At 71.7% G+C, this 13,825-nt stretch carries 14 protein-coding genes; 12 read left to right on the forward strand and 2 right to left on the reverse strand.

The window, feature by feature from the left end; translation table 11 throughout:
• The first annotated feature begins 22 nt into the window (after positions 1-22).
• Positions 23-1,708, forward strand: coding sequence for a hypothetical protein (locus AB0K28_RS15325; protein WP_364369719.1), 1,686 nt, complete (start codon positions 23-25; stop codon positions 1,706-1,708).
• A gap of 305 nt (positions 1,709-2,013) precedes the next feature.
• On the opposite strand, the gene rpmB is transcribed toward AB0K28_RS15325, so the two are convergent.
• Positions 2,014-2,199, reverse strand: coding sequence for a 50S ribosomal protein L28 (gene rpmB / locus AB0K28_RS15330; protein WP_043618345.1), 186 nt, complete (start codon positions 2,197-2,199; stop codon positions 2,014-2,016).
• A 302-nt stretch (positions 2,200-2,501) separates the two neighbouring features.
• Between rpmB and AB0K28_RS15335 the strand changes: the two genes are divergently transcribed.
• From AB0K28_RS15335 to mutM, 8 genes are all read left to right on the forward strand, one after another.
• Positions 2,502-4,043: a DAK2 domain-containing protein gene (locus tag AB0K28_RS15335; protein ID WP_364369722.1), complete on the forward strand. Its 1,542-nt coding sequence runs from the start codon at positions 2,502-2,504 to the stop codon at positions 4,041-4,043.
• Positions 4,044-4,172: 129 nt separating this feature from the next.
• Positions 4,173-6,344 carry an ATP-dependent DNA helicase RecG gene (gene recG / locus AB0K28_RS15340; protein WP_364369725.1) on the forward strand — a complete coding sequence of 724 codons (2,172 nt, stop codon included), beginning with the start codon at positions 4,173-4,175 and terminating at the stop codon, positions 6,342-6,344.
• A 549-nt stretch (positions 6,345-6,893) separates the two neighbouring features.
• Positions 6,894-7,460: a 16S rRNA (guanine(966)-N(2))-methyltransferase RsmD gene (rsmD, locus tag AB0K28_RS15345; RefSeq protein ID WP_364369728.1), complete on the forward strand. Its 567-nt coding sequence runs from the start codon at positions 6,894-6,896 to the stop codon at positions 7,458-7,460.
• Positions 7,461-7,474: 14 nt separating this feature from the next.
• Positions 7,475-7,951 carry a pantetheine-phosphate adenylyltransferase gene (gene coaD / locus AB0K28_RS15350; protein WP_345389163.1) on the forward strand — a complete coding sequence of 159 codons (477 nt, stop codon included), beginning with the start codon at positions 7,475-7,477 and terminating at the stop codon, positions 7,949-7,951.
• Between the two features lie 72 nt (positions 7,952-8,023).
• The gene (locus AB0K28_RS15355; RefSeq protein ID WP_345389161.1) at positions 8,024-8,575 is read left to right on the forward strand and encodes a YceD family protein; all 552 of its coding nucleotides are present in this window, start codon (positions 8,024-8,026) and stop codon (positions 8,573-8,575) included.
• Position 8,576: 1 nt separating this feature from the next.
• Entirely contained in the window at positions 8,577-8,756 is a 180-nt protein-coding gene (gene rpmF, locus AB0K28_RS15360; RefSeq protein ID WP_082535183.1) for a 50S ribosomal protein L32, read from the forward strand.
• Positions 8,757-8,978: 222 nt separating this feature from the next.
• Positions 8,979-9,692, forward strand: coding sequence for a ribonuclease III (rnc, locus tag AB0K28_RS15365; protein WP_345409369.1), 714 nt, complete (start codon positions 8,979-8,981; stop codon positions 9,690-9,692).
• 416 nt (positions 9,693-10,108) lie between these two features.
• The gene (gene mutM, locus AB0K28_RS15370; RefSeq protein WP_364369733.1) at positions 10,109-10,954 is read left to right on the forward strand and encodes a bifunctional DNA-formamidopyrimidine glycosylase/DNA-(apurinic or apyrimidinic site) lyase; all 846 of its coding nucleotides are present in this window, start codon (positions 10,109-10,111) and stop codon (positions 10,952-10,954) included.
• On the opposite strand, the gene AB0K28_RS15375 is transcribed toward mutM, so the two are convergent.
• Positions 10,902-12,077, reverse strand: coding sequence for an MFS transporter (locus AB0K28_RS15375; protein ID WP_364369736.1), 1,176 nt, complete (start codon positions 12,075-12,077; stop codon positions 10,902-10,904). The two genes, mutM and AB0K28_RS15375, sit on opposite strands and share 53 nt — an antisense overlap.
• Before the next feature lie 94 nt (positions 12,078-12,171).
• Between AB0K28_RS15375 and AB0K28_RS15380 the strand changes: the two genes are divergently transcribed.
• From AB0K28_RS15380 to AB0K28_RS15390, 3 genes are all read left to right on the forward strand, one after another.
• Entirely contained in the window at positions 12,172-13,074 is a 903-nt protein-coding gene (locus AB0K28_RS15380; RefSeq protein WP_364369739.1) for a LysR family transcriptional regulator, read from the forward strand.
• 17 nt (positions 13,075-13,091) lie between these two features.
• The gene (locus AB0K28_RS15385; protein ID WP_364369742.1) at positions 13,092-13,379 is read left to right on the forward strand and encodes an acylphosphatase; all 288 of its coding nucleotides are present in this window, start codon (positions 13,092-13,094) and stop codon (positions 13,377-13,379) included.
• Between the two features lie 190 nt (positions 13,380-13,569).
• A complete protein-coding gene (locus tag AB0K28_RS15390) occupies positions 13,570-13,764 on the forward strand; it encodes a hypothetical protein (RefSeq protein WP_090938435.1) in 195 nt (64 codons plus the stop codon).
• The last annotated feature ends 61 nt before the right edge of the window (positions 13,765-13,825 follow it).

The raw sequence follows: 13,825 nt of genomic DNA on the forward strand, positions 1-13,825 counted from the left end.
GGTGACGGGGCAGTGGGCCCCGATGCCGAGGCGCGCCGACGGGCCGCCTCCGCGCGCGCCGCAGTCGGAGCCGTTCGAGACCACCGGGGCCTTCGCCGTGCCCACCAACGACCCCGCGGGCGCCTACCCGCAGCAGCCTGGGCGTGACCCCAGGATGGACCCGGGCCTGGACCCGGGCATGGATGACGCAGGGCCGTTCGAGACGACGGGGGCGTTCGCCCGCCCGCAGGAGTGGAACCAGCCCCCCGACCAGACGGCCGTCTTCGGCGGTCCCGGGGGCACGCAGCAGTTCCCAGGGCAGGGTGACGCGCTGTTCGACCCGCCCGCTGAGCAGCGCGGGCTCTTCGACCCGCCGGCGGGCCGGAGAGGGTCCTTCGACGACCACCCGGGCGCCTTCGACGATCAGCGTGAGCCCTTCGACGGCCGGCGGATGCAGTTCGAGGATGAGCGGGATCGGTTCGACGCTCCCGCAGGCCCTCAGGGGCCTTTCAACGGGCCCGAGCAGCGTGGCCCGTTCGACGGGCCAGGGGACCAGCGTGGGCCGTTCAACGATCAGCCCGGTCCCTTCGACGGGCCGGCCGATCCCCACGACCCCTTCGGCTCTTCGCCCTTCGACGACGCCCCCGACAGCCGTACCGCGCGGTTCGACCCGCCCCCCGGCTCCGGTGTCCCGCCCGAGCCGGGCGACGTCAAGGTGGCCGGCGAGCCGACCGCCATGCTGGCCCCCGCGTGGGCGAACGCCGAGACCGGCTTCCTCGGCCCCGACAACGGCTCGGGCTGGCCGGACGACGCCGACGAGCCGCGCACCCGCCGCGGACGCCGCAAGGGCCGCGGTGGCGGTGGCGGCGGTGACGACGACGTGCTCGCCGCGGCTCCGTCCGGCGCCGGCAAGGGCCGCGTGGCGCTGCTGTCGGTGGCGGCCGTGGCCGTCGTGCTCGGCGGCACGGTGGCGGGCGTCAAGTTCATGAGCTCCAGCGGCGACCCGGCCAAGTGCGAGGGTACGTCCTGCGCCGCCGTACAGGCTCCGAGCCAGAAGCCCGCGCCCGCCGGGTCGGGACCCGTGGACGAGGAGAGCGAGCCCGAGCCCGAGGACGAGCCGGTGGAGGAGGAGACGGCGGCCGACGAGGAGCCGTCGAGCAGGCCGACGCCGACGGCCACCTCCAACGTGGGAGCGCCGCGCCGCACCGCCACTCCCACGCCGACGCCCACCAAGACGAGGGTGAAGAAGCAGGAGAAGCCGGTGGACGAGCCGGCCGCCGACCCCTCGGCCGAGGCCGAGGAGACCGTCTCCGAGGCGCCGAGCGAGCAGCCGTCCACGCTGGACGACGCCGACACCGGCACCGGGGTCGTCCCCGACGAGTCCACCCCGCCGGCGAACGACTCGGGGATCGACTCGCCGCTGACGAACACCGGCGCGCTCAACGTCCGGCAGACGATCAAGCAGCGGCTGACCACGTACCAGGCGAACCTGACCCTCTCCAACGACTCCGTGCAGCCCCTCAGGAGCCCGACGGTCTCCGTCCCGGTGGACGGCAAGGTCGTGAAGGTGGAGGGCGCCACGTGGACGCAGGACGGCGACCTGCTGATCCTCGACGTCTCCACGACGCTCGCCTCCGGCGACTCGGTCGAGGTCTCCTTCACCGCCACCGGCCGCGGCAGCAAGGCCAAGAACTGCGGCGTGGTCGCCGGCCAGTGCGCCATCAGCTGACCCCTGCCTAGCCACCCGCCCCCCGGGCGGGCCCCGGCGTCCTGGAGCCACCGATCTCACCACCTGGTGGGCCGGTGGCTCCATCGCTGTGATGACCTCTCCGCGGGGGCAGGACCTGTCCGCGCGCCCCTGAGCGGCGTTCTCCTCGGCGCGTGCGGGCGACGAGGGCTCCTGAACCGACGACGCCGCCTCCAGCTCTTGGAGGCGGCGCTGAGGGCTCTTCCGGTGGCACGCCGGGAAAAGGGGCCGGACATGACGAAGGCCCGCGGCTCCCTGAACGGGAGGCGGGCCCTTCGAAAGATGAACTAGCGGGTGACCTTGCCCGCCTTGATGCACGAGGTGCACACGTTCAGCTTCTTCGGCGTGCCGCCGACGACCGCGCGGACCGTCTGGATGTTGGGGTTCCAGCGACGGCGGGTGCGGCGGTGGGAGTGGGAAACGTTGTTGCCGAAGGTCGGGCCCTTGCGGCAGACATCGCAGACGGAAGCCACGGTATCGCTCCTTAAAACAGTCGATGTAGCCCTGTCCGCTGATGCTTTCCGGGCGGAGGGCATGCCGGGACGACCGGCCAGCCAGAAGAGAATATCCGATCCACGCCGATGGGCGCGAACCAGAGCATCTGGGCCGGATCCCGGGCGGCGATATTCTCCTCGCACAACCGTAGCGCATCCAGGCGGTTCGCTCGGCCGGTGCCGGACCATCGGTGCCGGTCATCGGTGCCGGACCATCGGGGCCGGTCATCGGGGCCGAGCCGTCGGGGCAGTAGGTCGGGGGACGTAGCCGGAGGCACCAGATGAAGATCCTCGACCCGCCCGCCGTACGCCGCTGGGCCCGCCTGGCCGCCGACGCGCTGGGCCAGGCCAGGACGGAGATCGACGCGCTCAACGTCTTCCCGGTGGCCGACGGCGACACCGGCACCAACCTGCACCTCACCATGCTGTCGGCGGCCGAGGCCGTCGAGTCGCTGCCCGAGGACGTGGACGCCGCCGTCGTGTGGCAGACCCTCTCCTACGGCGCGCTGATGGGGGCGCGCGGCAACTCGGGGGTGATCGTCAGCCAGGCGCTGCGCGGCCTCGCCGAGGTGCTGAAGGACGGCTCCGACCTGCGGGCGGGGCTGCTCAGAGCGGCCGTGCTCGCCAGGGAGGCGGTGGCCAGGCCGGTCGAGGGCACGGTGCTCAGCGTGCTGGAGTCGGCGGCGCGGGCCGTCCGGGAGGTGGAGGGCGACCTGCCCGAAGTGGCGCGGCAGGCGGCGGGCGAGGCGCGGGCGGCGCTCGGCCGTACGCCTGAGCAGCTCGACGTGCTGGCGCGCAGCGGCGTGGTGGACGCGGGCGGCGCGGGGGCGGCGATCGTGCTGGAGACGCTGGCCACGGTGGTCACGGGTGGCGCCGCCGAGCACTACGAGGTGCCCGCGCCGACCTCCCGGGTGACGCCGATGACGGAGGCGGGCGCGGGTTACGAGGTCATGTACCTGCTGGACGCCGGCGACCGGGCGGTGGCCGCGCTGCGGGGAGAACTCGACGCCATGGGCGACTGCCTGGTCGTGGTGGGCGGCGACGGGCTGTGGAACGTGCACGTCCACGTCCCAGAAGCCGGTCCGGCGGTGGAGGCGGGGATCAGGGCGGGGCGGCCGTACCGGATCAGGATCACGTACCTGGCCGAACGCACTCACAAGGGCGGCAGCGGCAGCGGCGTGGTGGCGGTCGCGGCGGGCGACGGCATCGCGGCGCTGTTCGAGGAGTGCGGCGCGATCGTCGTACGCCGTGCGCCCGGCACCTGCCCTGCCCTGCCCGCGCTGCTGGCCGCGATCCGGCAGGCCGGTGACGAGGTCGCCGTGCTGCCGAACGACGACGGCGTACGCGCGGTCGCCGCCGCTGCCGCCGAGATCGCCCGCGAGGAGGGCGTGACGGTCAGCGTGCTGCCCACGGAGGCGACCGTGCAGGGGCTGGCCGCGCTGGCCGTGCACGATCCGCTGCGGCGCTTCGACGACGACGTGGTGGCGATGACCGACGCCGCGGGGCACACCCGCAGCGGGCACGTGACGGTGGCGGACAAGGAGGCGTTCACGAGCGCCGGGGTGTGCCGGCCCGGCGACGTCCTGGGCCTGATCGGCGGCGACGTGGCGGTGATCGGCGAGTCGGTCGCCGGCGTGGCGGTCACGGTGGTGGACCGCATGCTGGCGGGCGGCGGCGAACTGGTCACGCTGGTCACCGGCGAGGGCGCGGGGGAGGCGGCGTCCGAGGTGGAGCGGCACGTCGCGGGCACACGGCCCGACGTGGACCTCGTCGTGTACGACGGCGAGCAGGGCGGCTACCCGCTCCTCATCGGCGTGGAGTGACCCCCGGCCCCCGCCACGACGGTATGGAGTGATCGCGTGCCCTTCGCGCGGTCCCCGCCGTGACGGCGTGGGGTGATACCCGGCGTCGCTGGGGATTCCTGTCGGCCGCAAGCGGTAGAACTTATTGCCGTGAGCCGTTTCGACGAGCCTCTGACGAAGGCGCTCGACCCGAAGACCGCCAAGCTGCTGCACAGCGTGCTCGACCTGGAGACGGTCGGCGACCTGCTGCGCCACTATCCGCGACGCTACGCCGAGCGCGGCGAGCTGACCTCGCTCGACGCGCTGGAGGTCGACGAGCACGTCACCGTGGTGGGCGAGGTGACCAGGCTCATGCGCAAGCCGATGCGCAACCGCGGCGGCACCTGGCTGGAGGTCGAGGTCGTCGACGGCAACGGCAACAGGATCTATCTGTCGTTCTTCGGCAAGGGCTCCCACGTGGCCGAGTCGCGGCTCAAGCCGGGCAGGCGCGGCATGTTCGCCGGCAAGGTGGGATTGTTCGGCGCGCGGTCGAAGCCGCGCTGGCAGCTCGCGCACCCGGAGTTCGAGCTGTTCGAGGAGGGCGAGGCGAGCGCCGAGGAGTTCGCGGCGGCGCCGGTGCCGATCTATCCGGCGGGCAAGGACCTCACGCCGTGGGCGATCAGGCGGGCCGTCGGCGTCGTGCTCGACACGCTGGGCCCGCTCGACGACCCGCTGCCCGCCGCGCTGCGGGCCCGCCACGGCCTGCAGGACCTCGGCGACGCGCTGGTGGCGATCCACCGGCCGAAGGACTTCGCGGAGGTCGGGCGGGCGCGTAACAGGCTGAAGTTCGACGAGGCGTTCGTACTGCAGGCCGTGCTGCTCCAGCGGCGCCAGGCGGCGACCGCGTGGCCGGCCAAGCCGCGGCCCCGGCGCTCCGACGGCATGCTCGCCGACTTCGACGGGCGGCTGCCGTTCGCGCTGACCGAGGGGCAGGCCCAGGTGGGCGAGGAGATCGCCGCCGACCTGGCGACCGCGCACCCGATGCACCGGCTGCTGCAGGGCGAGGTCGGCGCGGGCAAGACGGTGGTGGCGCTGCGGGCGATGCTGCAGGTGGTCGACGCGGGCGGGCAGGCGGCGCTGCTGGCGCCCACCGAGGTGCTGGCCCAGCAGCACCACCGCTCGATCACCACGATGCTGGGCGATCTGGCACAGGGCGGCATGTTCGGCGGCACCGCGGTCACGCTGCTGACCGGGTCCATGGGGGCCGCGGCGCGGCGCTCCGCGCTGCTCGACGCGGCCTCGGGCACGGCCGGCATCGTCGTCGGCACCCACGCGCTGCTGCAGGAGCACGTGCAGTTCGCCGACCTGGGGCTGGTCGTGGTGGACGAGCAGCATCGGTTCGGGGTGGAGCAGCGTGACGCGCTGCGCGAGAAGGCGGGTGACGCCAGGCCGCACGTGCTGGTCATGACCGCCACCCCGATCCCGCGTACGGTCGCCATGACCGTCTTCGGCGACCTGGAGGTCTCGACGCTGTCGCAGCTCCCGTCCGGTCGCGCGCCGATCACCACCCACGTCGTGCCGGCCGCCGAGAAGCCCCACTACCTCGAGCGCACCTGGCAGCGGGTCAAGGAGGAGGTGGGGCTGGGGCGGCAGGCGTACATCGTGTGCCCGCGCATCGGCGACCTCGAAGGCGACGAGGGCGACATGGCGGCGTCCGACGACGAGCGGCGGCCGCCGCTGGCGGTCCTCGACGTGGCCGAGATGCTCACCGAGGGTCCCTTCCACGACCTGCGGGTGGGCACGCTGCACGGCAAGCTCCCGCCCGAGGAGAAGGACGCGATCATGCGCGCCTTCACGCGGGGCGAGCTCGACGTGCTGGTGGCGACGACGGTCATCGAGGTCGGCGTCGACGTGCCCAACTCGTCCGTCATGATCATCATGGACGCCGACCGCTTCGGCGTCTCGCAGCTCCACCAGCTCAGAGGCCGGGTCGGCCGGGGCGGGCTGCCCGGGCTCTGCCTGCTGGTCACCGACTTCCCCGAGGGCACTCCGGCCCGCGCCCGCCTCGACGCGGTGGCGGCCACGCTCGACGGGTTCGAGTTGTCGCGGGTCGACCTGGAGCAGCGGCGTGAGGGCGACGTGCTGGGCGCGGCGCAGTCGGGCAAGCGGACGTCGCTGAAGCTGCTGCAGTTGCTCCGCGACGAGGACGTCATCGCCACCGCCCGCGACGAGGCCGCCGCCCTGCTGGCCGACGACCCCGATCTGACCAGGCACGCCGGCCTGCGCGCGGAGATCGAGCGGCTGCTGGCCGATGAGAAGGCCGAATACCTGGAGAAGACCTGACGGCCCGATGAACCCGTCCGACTGTTGAGGTGCGCCACCAAGGGCCTGGTGGTGGGCGGGTGCGGGGCCAGGCGGTTGGCGGAGGCGCCCGTTGGGGGCCTGCCCGTGGGCGGCGGCCGTGAAGACCGGTCGGTCGGAGGGCACGTGAGCTTGGCAGCCGGCGGCCGTGAAGGCCGGTCGGTCGGAGGGCACGTGAGCTTGGCAGCCGGCGGTTGTGGAGGGCGGGCGGCCGAGTCGTGGGAGCGGCCGGTGTGCCGGGGGTGCAGAGGGGCCGGCGGCCGGGTGCTGGTGAGGCGAGTTCTGGCCCAGCCGCCGGGGACGGCCTCCCCCCGAATGCCGTCCCCGGCTGGGCCCACCCTCGGGTCAGGTGCCGAGGGAACCGGCGTGCGGAAGGGCTCACGATCACGCCGGTCGGCCTTCATGTGGGTCACCTTGAAGGCCGCAGAATCATCATGCGGGCCGCCCGGCCCGATGTGAATCACCCTTGCGCAGTCGAGGCCGACACTTGTCCACTCTTGACCTGCGTGAACATGCGGGACAATGGGTGACATGACGCGGATCATCGCAGGCACGGCGGGTGGGCGGCGGCTGGCGGTGCCGCCGGGGCGCGGCACGCGACCGACCAGCGACAGGGCCAGAGAAGGCATCCTCTTGACGCTCGACTCCCTCTACGGCCTGCGCGACGCCCGCGTACTCGATCTCTACGCCGGCTCGGGCGCGGTCGGGCTGGAGGCGCTGTCGCGGGGGGCGGCCGAGGCGGTGCTGGTGGAGTCCGACCCCAAGGCGGTGCGCACGATCAAGGCCAACGTCGCCTCGCTGGGCCTCGCCGGGGCGCGGGTGGTGGCCGACAAGGTGCAGCGGGTGCTCGGCAGGCAAGCCGACACGCCGTACGACATCGTCTTCGCCGATCCCCCCTACGCGGTGCCGGACGACGAGGTGCGGACGGTGCTTGAGCTGCTGCGGGACAACGGCTGGCTGGTCGAAGAGGGATTGGTGGCTTTCGAGAGGGAAAGCCGGGGAGGGCCGCTGATGTGGCCAAAGGGGTACGTTGAGGAGAGGGTCCGTAGATATGGCGAAGCGTCCGTTTGGTACGGTCGCGCCGCCGGGAACCCGTAGACCTGGGAGGCGTCTTGCGCCGCGTAGTCTGCCCGGGGTCGTTCGACCCCATCACCAATGGCCACCTCGACATCATCGGCCGCTCCGCGCGGTTGTACGACGAGGTGACCGTGGCAGTCCTCATCAACGTCGAGAAATCCAGCCTGTTCACGGTGGACGAACGCATCGAGATCCTGCAGACCGTCACCAAGGAATATCCGAACGTCAAGGTGCGCAAGTTCCACGGCCTGCTCGTCGACTTCTGCAAGCAGAACGACATCCCCGCCATCGTCAAGGGCATCAGGGTGGTCAGCGACTTCGACTACGAGCTGCAGATGGCTCAGCTCAACTACCGGCTGTCCGGGGTCGAGACGCTGTTCATGCCCACCAACCCCGAGTACTCGTTCCTGTCATCGTCCCGGGTGAAGGAGATCGCCCGGTATGGTGGTGACGTCTCGGGTCTCGTGCCCGACCTGGTCCACCAGCTGCTCATTGAGCGGCTCAGAGGCTAGTCGCAAGCTGCTATCCTTACTTTTCGGCCTTGTACGACGGCGATGCCTTTCGCCATGCCTAGCGAGAGCAGGATGACTCAGCACCTCGACCCCCGCTCCCCGTGGGTGATCTCCACACATGACCTGGGGAAGCGGCCGGGCACGATGCGGCAGATGACCCTGACCCTCCCGGCACCGGTGGATCTCGGCGTCGACATGATCGGCGTTCCCAAGGACGCCGAAGTCGAGCTGGATCTCCGGCTCGAAGCAGTGATGGAAGGCGTGCTCGTGTCAGGCACGGCGCAGGCCCCGCTCGCCGGGGAGTGCGCGCGGTGTCTCGACCCGGTCTCCTCGGAGATCCAGGTCGATCTGCAGGAGCTGTTCTTCTACTCCGACGAGGACGCCTCGGAGGAGGACTCACTGCTCGACGGTGAGCTGCTCGACCTCGAGCCGACGTTCCGCGACGCGGTGGTGCTCGCACTGCCGCTGAGCCCGGTGTGCCGCGAGGACTGCGCGGGGCTCTGTGCGGAGTGCGGGGTCAAGCTGGCCGAGGCCGGCGATGACCACGGGCACGAGAAGATCGACGCCCGCTGGGCGTCGTTGCAGGGTCTGATTACCGACAAAGATAACGATCAGGAGAAGTGACGTGGCCGTCCCGAAGCGAAAGATGTCGCGGAGCAACACCCGCGCCCGTCGCTCCCAGTGGAAGACGACTGCTGTCGCCCTGGTGAGCTGCCCGCAGTGCCGTTCGCCGAAGCAGCCGCACATCGCGTGCCCCACCTGCGGCACCTACAACCGCCGTCAGGTCGTCGAGCCGTCCGCCTGATCCGCCAGCAGTTGACGTGATGCCGACCGAGTGCCATTGTGCCTCGGTCGGCGTTACCGTCTCAGATGCGTGCGGCGGCGGTTCGCCCGCGGCCGTGGTGGACGCCGGGGCTAACGCGTTACCCCGACGCCCACCACGTTTTCGGGCATCTTCCGCAGTCGGCGCGCCATGTGAAGATGTCCGAGGAGGAAGCACGTGGGCGCAGGTCCTAAGCCGGTGGCCGTGGAGGTCGCCAGAGACGAGCTGGAGCGGGTCCTTTTCGTCGCGCTGGACACCGGCATTCTCGAGCGGGCGCTGACGCACCGCTCCTACGCTTACGAGAACGGTGGCCTGCCCACCAACGAGCGCCTGGAGTTCCTGGGCGACTCCGTGCTGGGCCTGGTCGTCACCGACACGCTCTACCGCAACCACCCCGATCTGCCCGAGGGCCAGCTGGCCAAGCTGCGGGCCGCTGTGGTCAACATGCGCGCGCTGGCCGACGTCGCGAGGGGGCTCGGCCTCGGCCGGTTCCTGCGGCTCGGCAGGGGCGAGGAGGGCACCGGCGGGCGCGACAAGTCCTCGATCCTGGCCGACACCCTTGAGGCGCTGATCGGCGCCATCTACGTCGACAAGGGCCTCGACGAGGCGTTCCGGGTGGTCCACCTGCTGTTCGACCCGCTGATCGTGCGCTCTGCCTCGCTCGGAGCCGGGCTCGACTGGAAGACCTCCCTGCAGGAGCTGACCGCCTCCGAGGCGCTCGGCGTGCCCGAATACCACGTCGAGGAGAGCGGGCCCGACCACGCCAAGTCGTTCACGGCCATGGTGCGGGTCGGCGGCGAGTCCTACGGCTCGGGCACCGGCCGCAGCAAGAAGGAGGCCGAGCAGCAGGCCGCCGAGGCGGCCTGGACCCGCATCCGCGCCCGCCGCGAACAACGCGAAAGCCAGCCCACCGGCTGACCCCGCCTCTCGCGATCTGCTGCTACCCCGCTCGACCGGCCCCAGGCGGGCGGCGCGGAGGTCGCGCAGAGCCGGGGCCTGGGTCGGCGAGCAGCGCGAAAGCCAGCCCGCCGGCTGATCCCGTCCCGCTTGTCGGGTTAGGGCGCCTTCAAGTACAGGGTGGTCGTTTCGCTGGGGTTTCGGCGACTGCCGTGGAGGGTTCTGGGTGGCTGGAAAGCGGGATTCGGGTCGTGGCTGGGGTTTCGGTCGGAGGCTTCGGGGCTGGAGGGCTTTCGGCGGAGAGCCGGTGTGGCGGACGATGGCGGGTCCGGTGCGGGTGGCCGGGAGCAGGGCGCCGGGAAGGGCCGGGGAGGCGTCCGATGTTGTCCGGAAGGTGAGACTTACGTTCCCCCTGATGTCGAAGGACGAGGTTCGAGGTGCCTGAGCTGCCGGAGGTCGAGGTCGTCAGGCGCGGCCTCGCGCAATGGGTGATCGGGCGCGAGATCGCCGCCGCTGAGGTGCTGCATCCGCGCGCGATCAGGCGGCACGTGCCGGGCGCCGACGAGTTCGCCGCCCGGCTCAAGGGCCGCACGCTGCTGTCGGCCGAGCGCCGCGGCAAATACCTGTGGCTGCCGCTGTCGGGAGCCGGGGAGGCGCTGCTCGCTCACCTGGGGATGAGCGGGCAACTCCTCGTCGTCGATCCCGAGTCGCCGCCTGAGAAGCACCTGCGGGTCCGCCTGCGCTTCGAGGAGGGCGGGCCCGACCTGCGCTTCGTCGACCAGCGCACGTTCGGCCACGTGATGCTGACGCCGCTGGTGGACGGGGTGCCCGCGCCGATCGCGCACATCGCCCCCGACCCGTTCGAGCCGGCGTTCGACGAGGCCGAGTTCGCGCGCAGGCTGCGGGCCAGGCGCACCGAGATCAAGCGGGCCCTGCTCGACCAGTCGCTGATCAGCGGCGTCGGCAACATCTACGCCGACGAGGCCCTGTGGATCGCCAGGCTGCACTGGGCCAGGCCCACCGAGACGCTCACCCGGCCCAAGATCGCCGAGCTGGTGTCCGCCGTACGCACCGTGATGGGCGCGGCGCTGGAGCAGGGCGGCACCTCGTTCGACAGCCTGTACGTCAACGTCAACGGCGAGAGCGGCTACTTCGAGCGCTCGCTGGAGGTGTACGGCCGCCGCGACCTGCCCTGCTCCCGCTGCGGCACGGCCATCCGGCGCGAGGCGTTCATGAACCGGTCGTCCTATTCCTGCCCCAGATGCCAGCGACGACCACGCTGACCACGGTGAGCGCGGCGCCCGCCCCCATCACGGCGGGCACTGACGCCGCGTCCGTGATCCGGCCGCCGGCCAGGGCGCCGAGGGCGATGGAGACGTTGAACGAGCTGACGAAAAGGGCCGTGCCGAGCTCGCCGCCGCCCTCGCGCATGAGCCAGAGCTGCAGGGCGACGCCGACGCCGCCGTAGCCGAGCCCCCAGACGACCAGCGCGGCCAGCGGCGGCACGCCGGTCAGCAGGAGCGCCAGCATGGCCACGGCCATCAGGACGACCAGCACGATGAAGGTGGACCTGGGGTTCCTGGCCGCGCGGGCGCCCGAGGCGAAGTTGCCCGCCACGCCGGCGGCGCCGTACAGGAGGAGCGCGGTGCCGACGAGGGCGGGGCCGGCGCCTGAGACCTGCTCCAGGAACGGGCGTACGTAGGTGTAGGCCGCGAAGTGCCCCGAGATGGTCAGCGCGGTGAGCACCAGGACGAGGATGAGCGGCCCTGAGAGCCACGAGAAGCGCTTTTCCCGCGTCGCGGGCCCCGATTCCTCGGCCGGGGGACGCAACGGCGGCAGCGTCGCGGCCAGGACCGCGAGCAACCCGAGCGCGAGCACGCCGGCGGCGACGAACGCGCTGCGCCACCCCGCGAACGACGACACGAACGTCGCCGCCGGAACTCCCAGCACCGACGCCACCGACACCCCGCCCAGGATGATCGAGGTGGCCCGCCCGACCGAGCGTTCGGGCACCAGCCGCGATCCCAGAGCGGCGGCGAACGCCCAGAACCCGCCGATGCTCACTCCCGTCAGCACCCTGGCGGCCAGCATGACGGCGTTGTTCGGTGCCGCGGCGGCCACCAGGTTCGCCACCCCGAGCAGCGCCATCAGCCCGATGAGGAGCAGGCGCCGGTCCATGCGGCGCGTGGTGAACGCCAGCGCGGGCGCGGCGACGGCGGCCACCAGCCCGGGAGCCGTCATCGCCAGGCCGGCCGTGCCCGCCGAGACCCCGAGGTCGGCGGCGATCGAGGTCAGCAGCCCGACGGGCAGCATCTCGCTGGTCACCACGGTGAAGGTGCCCACCGCGACCGAGGTCACGGCGAGCCAGCGCGCGCGTACGGCGCTCGGAACATCGGTCATCGTCATGCCGCTCAGCCTCGTGCGGCCCGGGAGCGGGAACAATGACGAAGCCCGAAGGCTTGGTTTAGGCAGGCTAAGCGATCCGGGTGCGGAGGTGCCGATGGAGTTCAGGGAGCTGGAGTGCTTCGTCGTCCTCAGCGAGGAGATGCACTTCGCGCGTACGGCCGAGCGGCTCTACCTGTCGCCGGGCCGGGTGAGCCAGCTCGTGCGCTCGCTGGAGACCAGGATCGGCGGCCGGCTGTTCGAGCGGACCAGCAGGCGCGTGCGCCTGACGCCGCTCGGCGAGCGGTTCCTGGCCGACCTGCGGCCCTCCTACGACGGCCTCTCTCAGGCCGTGCGGCGGGCCAGGGCGGCTGCCAGGGGCGTGACGAGCGTGCTCAGGCTCGGGTTCCTGGCCACGCCGACCGACGTGGTGACGGGCAGCGTGCGCGCGTTCGAGCGGCGCAACCCGGGCAGCGAGGTCGAGCTGATCGAGATCCCGCTGTCCGACCCCTTCGGCAGGCTGCGGGCCGGCGAGGTGGACATCGCGTTCACGCTGCTGCCCGTGGACGAGCCCGACCTGGTCACCGGCGAGCCCCTCAACCGGGTCTCCTACCGGCTCGGCCTGTCCGTACGCCACCCGATGGCGAGCAGGGCGGTCATCGAGGCGGAGGAGCTGGCAGCGGTGCCGCTGATCGGGCTGGACGGACCCGCCCCGCGCTCCTGGCGGGAGCGGATCGCGCCGCCGAGGACCCCTTCAGGCCGGACGATTGCGCAGGCCGGTAAGGTGGCGACCACGCAGGAGGGCCTGACCCAGGTGGCGCTCAACCGGGGCGGCATGCTCTTCTGCACGCCCACGGCTGCCCAGCACGCCAGGCCCGACATCGCTTTCGTGCCGGTCACCGGGCTGCCCGCCTCGGTGCTCGGCCTGGCCTGGCCGAAGTCGGGTGAGACGGCGGCCGTCAGGGCGTTCAACGAGTCCGCGGTCGCGAACGCGAACGCGGCGCCCGCCCTGGTGGCCTGATCCATGAAGGAGTCCGGATGCCTGACAGCGGTGCCGATGCCCGGCTGACCGCCTGGGTGCGCGGCCGGGTGCAGGGTGTGGGCTTTCGCTGGTGGACGCGTTCGCGTGCGCTGGAGCTCGGCCTGACCGGCTGGGCGCGCAACACCGACGACGGCCGCGTGGAGGTGGTCGCGGAGGGGCCGCGCGAGGCGTGCGTCAAGCTCCTGGAGCTGCTCAGAGGTTGCGACACGCCGGGCAGAGTGGATGGAGTAGTGGAACGCTGGAGCGAATCCCGAGGTAGTTTGGGGGGGTTTGTGGAAAGGTAGCTCGTTTCGCTAAACAGCCCAAATAGGGTATAGTTGTATGTCGGGAGTGCCCATCAGTAGGGCTCAGCGGTTCGATCGACTTGACCGCCCACACTGCCGGTGCGACTCTTGTTAGGTACCACGCGCACCCCTCCCGCGGAATAGAAGTGCGCGAACCAGTCTGGTCACTCAGCGTGGAGGACCCTTTACCATGGCGAAGGCTCTACTCGGCCACGTCGGCGGTCCTGACCCTCGAATGGTCTCGGAGATGCGCCGCCTGCAGCAGCGTATCCGGGATCTGGAGGCAGAACTCATCCGACTTCAGGCCACGAATGACGCTCTTGCGGCGCAAACCCGCGACGAGGCACTCAGCCGCATGCAGGAGCGCGAGCCGGCACTCACCTGAGAGTGATCGGAGCGCAAGACCCAGGGACGTCTCGAAGAGGCGTCCCTTGTTATTTGCCCTG

The sequence above is a fragment of the Nonomuraea sp. NPDC049504 genome, assembly GCF_040676845.1.
Taxonomy (GTDB): domain Bacteria; phylum Actinomycetota; class Actinomycetes; order Streptosporangiales; family Streptosporangiaceae; genus Nonomuraea; species Nonomuraea salmonea.

Bases quoted from the DNA above. Each gene is read 5' to 3' on its own strand.
- AB0K28_RS15335 (WP_364369722.1), top strand. From the start codon at position 2,502: ATGAAGATCCTCGACCCGCCCGCCGTACGCCGCTGGGCCCGCCTGGCC.
- AB0K28_RS15325 (WP_364369719.1), top strand. From the start codon at position 23: ATGCCGAGGCGCGCCGACGGGCCGCCTCCGCGCGCGCCGCAGTCGGAG.
- AB0K28_RS15380 (WP_364369739.1), top strand. From the start codon at position 12,172: ATGGAGTTCAGGGAGCTGGAGTGCTTCGTCGTCCTCAGCGAGGAGATG.
- AB0K28_RS15355 (WP_345389161.1), top strand. From the start codon at position 8,024: ATGACTCAGCACCTCGACCCCCGCTCCCCGTGGGTGATCTCCACACAT.
- AB0K28_RS15390 (WP_090938435.1), top strand. From the start codon at position 13,570: ATGGCGAAGGCTCTACTCGGCCACGTCGGCGGTCCTGACCCTCGAATG.
- AB0K28_RS15375 (WP_364369736.1), bottom strand. From the start codon at position 12,077: ATGACGATGACCGATGTTCCGAGCGCCGTACGCGCGCGCTGGCTCGCC.
- AB0K28_RS15385 (WP_364369742.1), top strand. From the start codon at position 13,092: ATGCCTGACAGCGGTGCCGATGCCCGGCTGACCGCCTGGGTGCGCGGC.
- rsmD (WP_364369728.1), top strand. From the start codon at position 6,894: ATGACGCGGATCATCGCAGGCACGGCGGGTGGGCGGCGGCTGGCGGTG.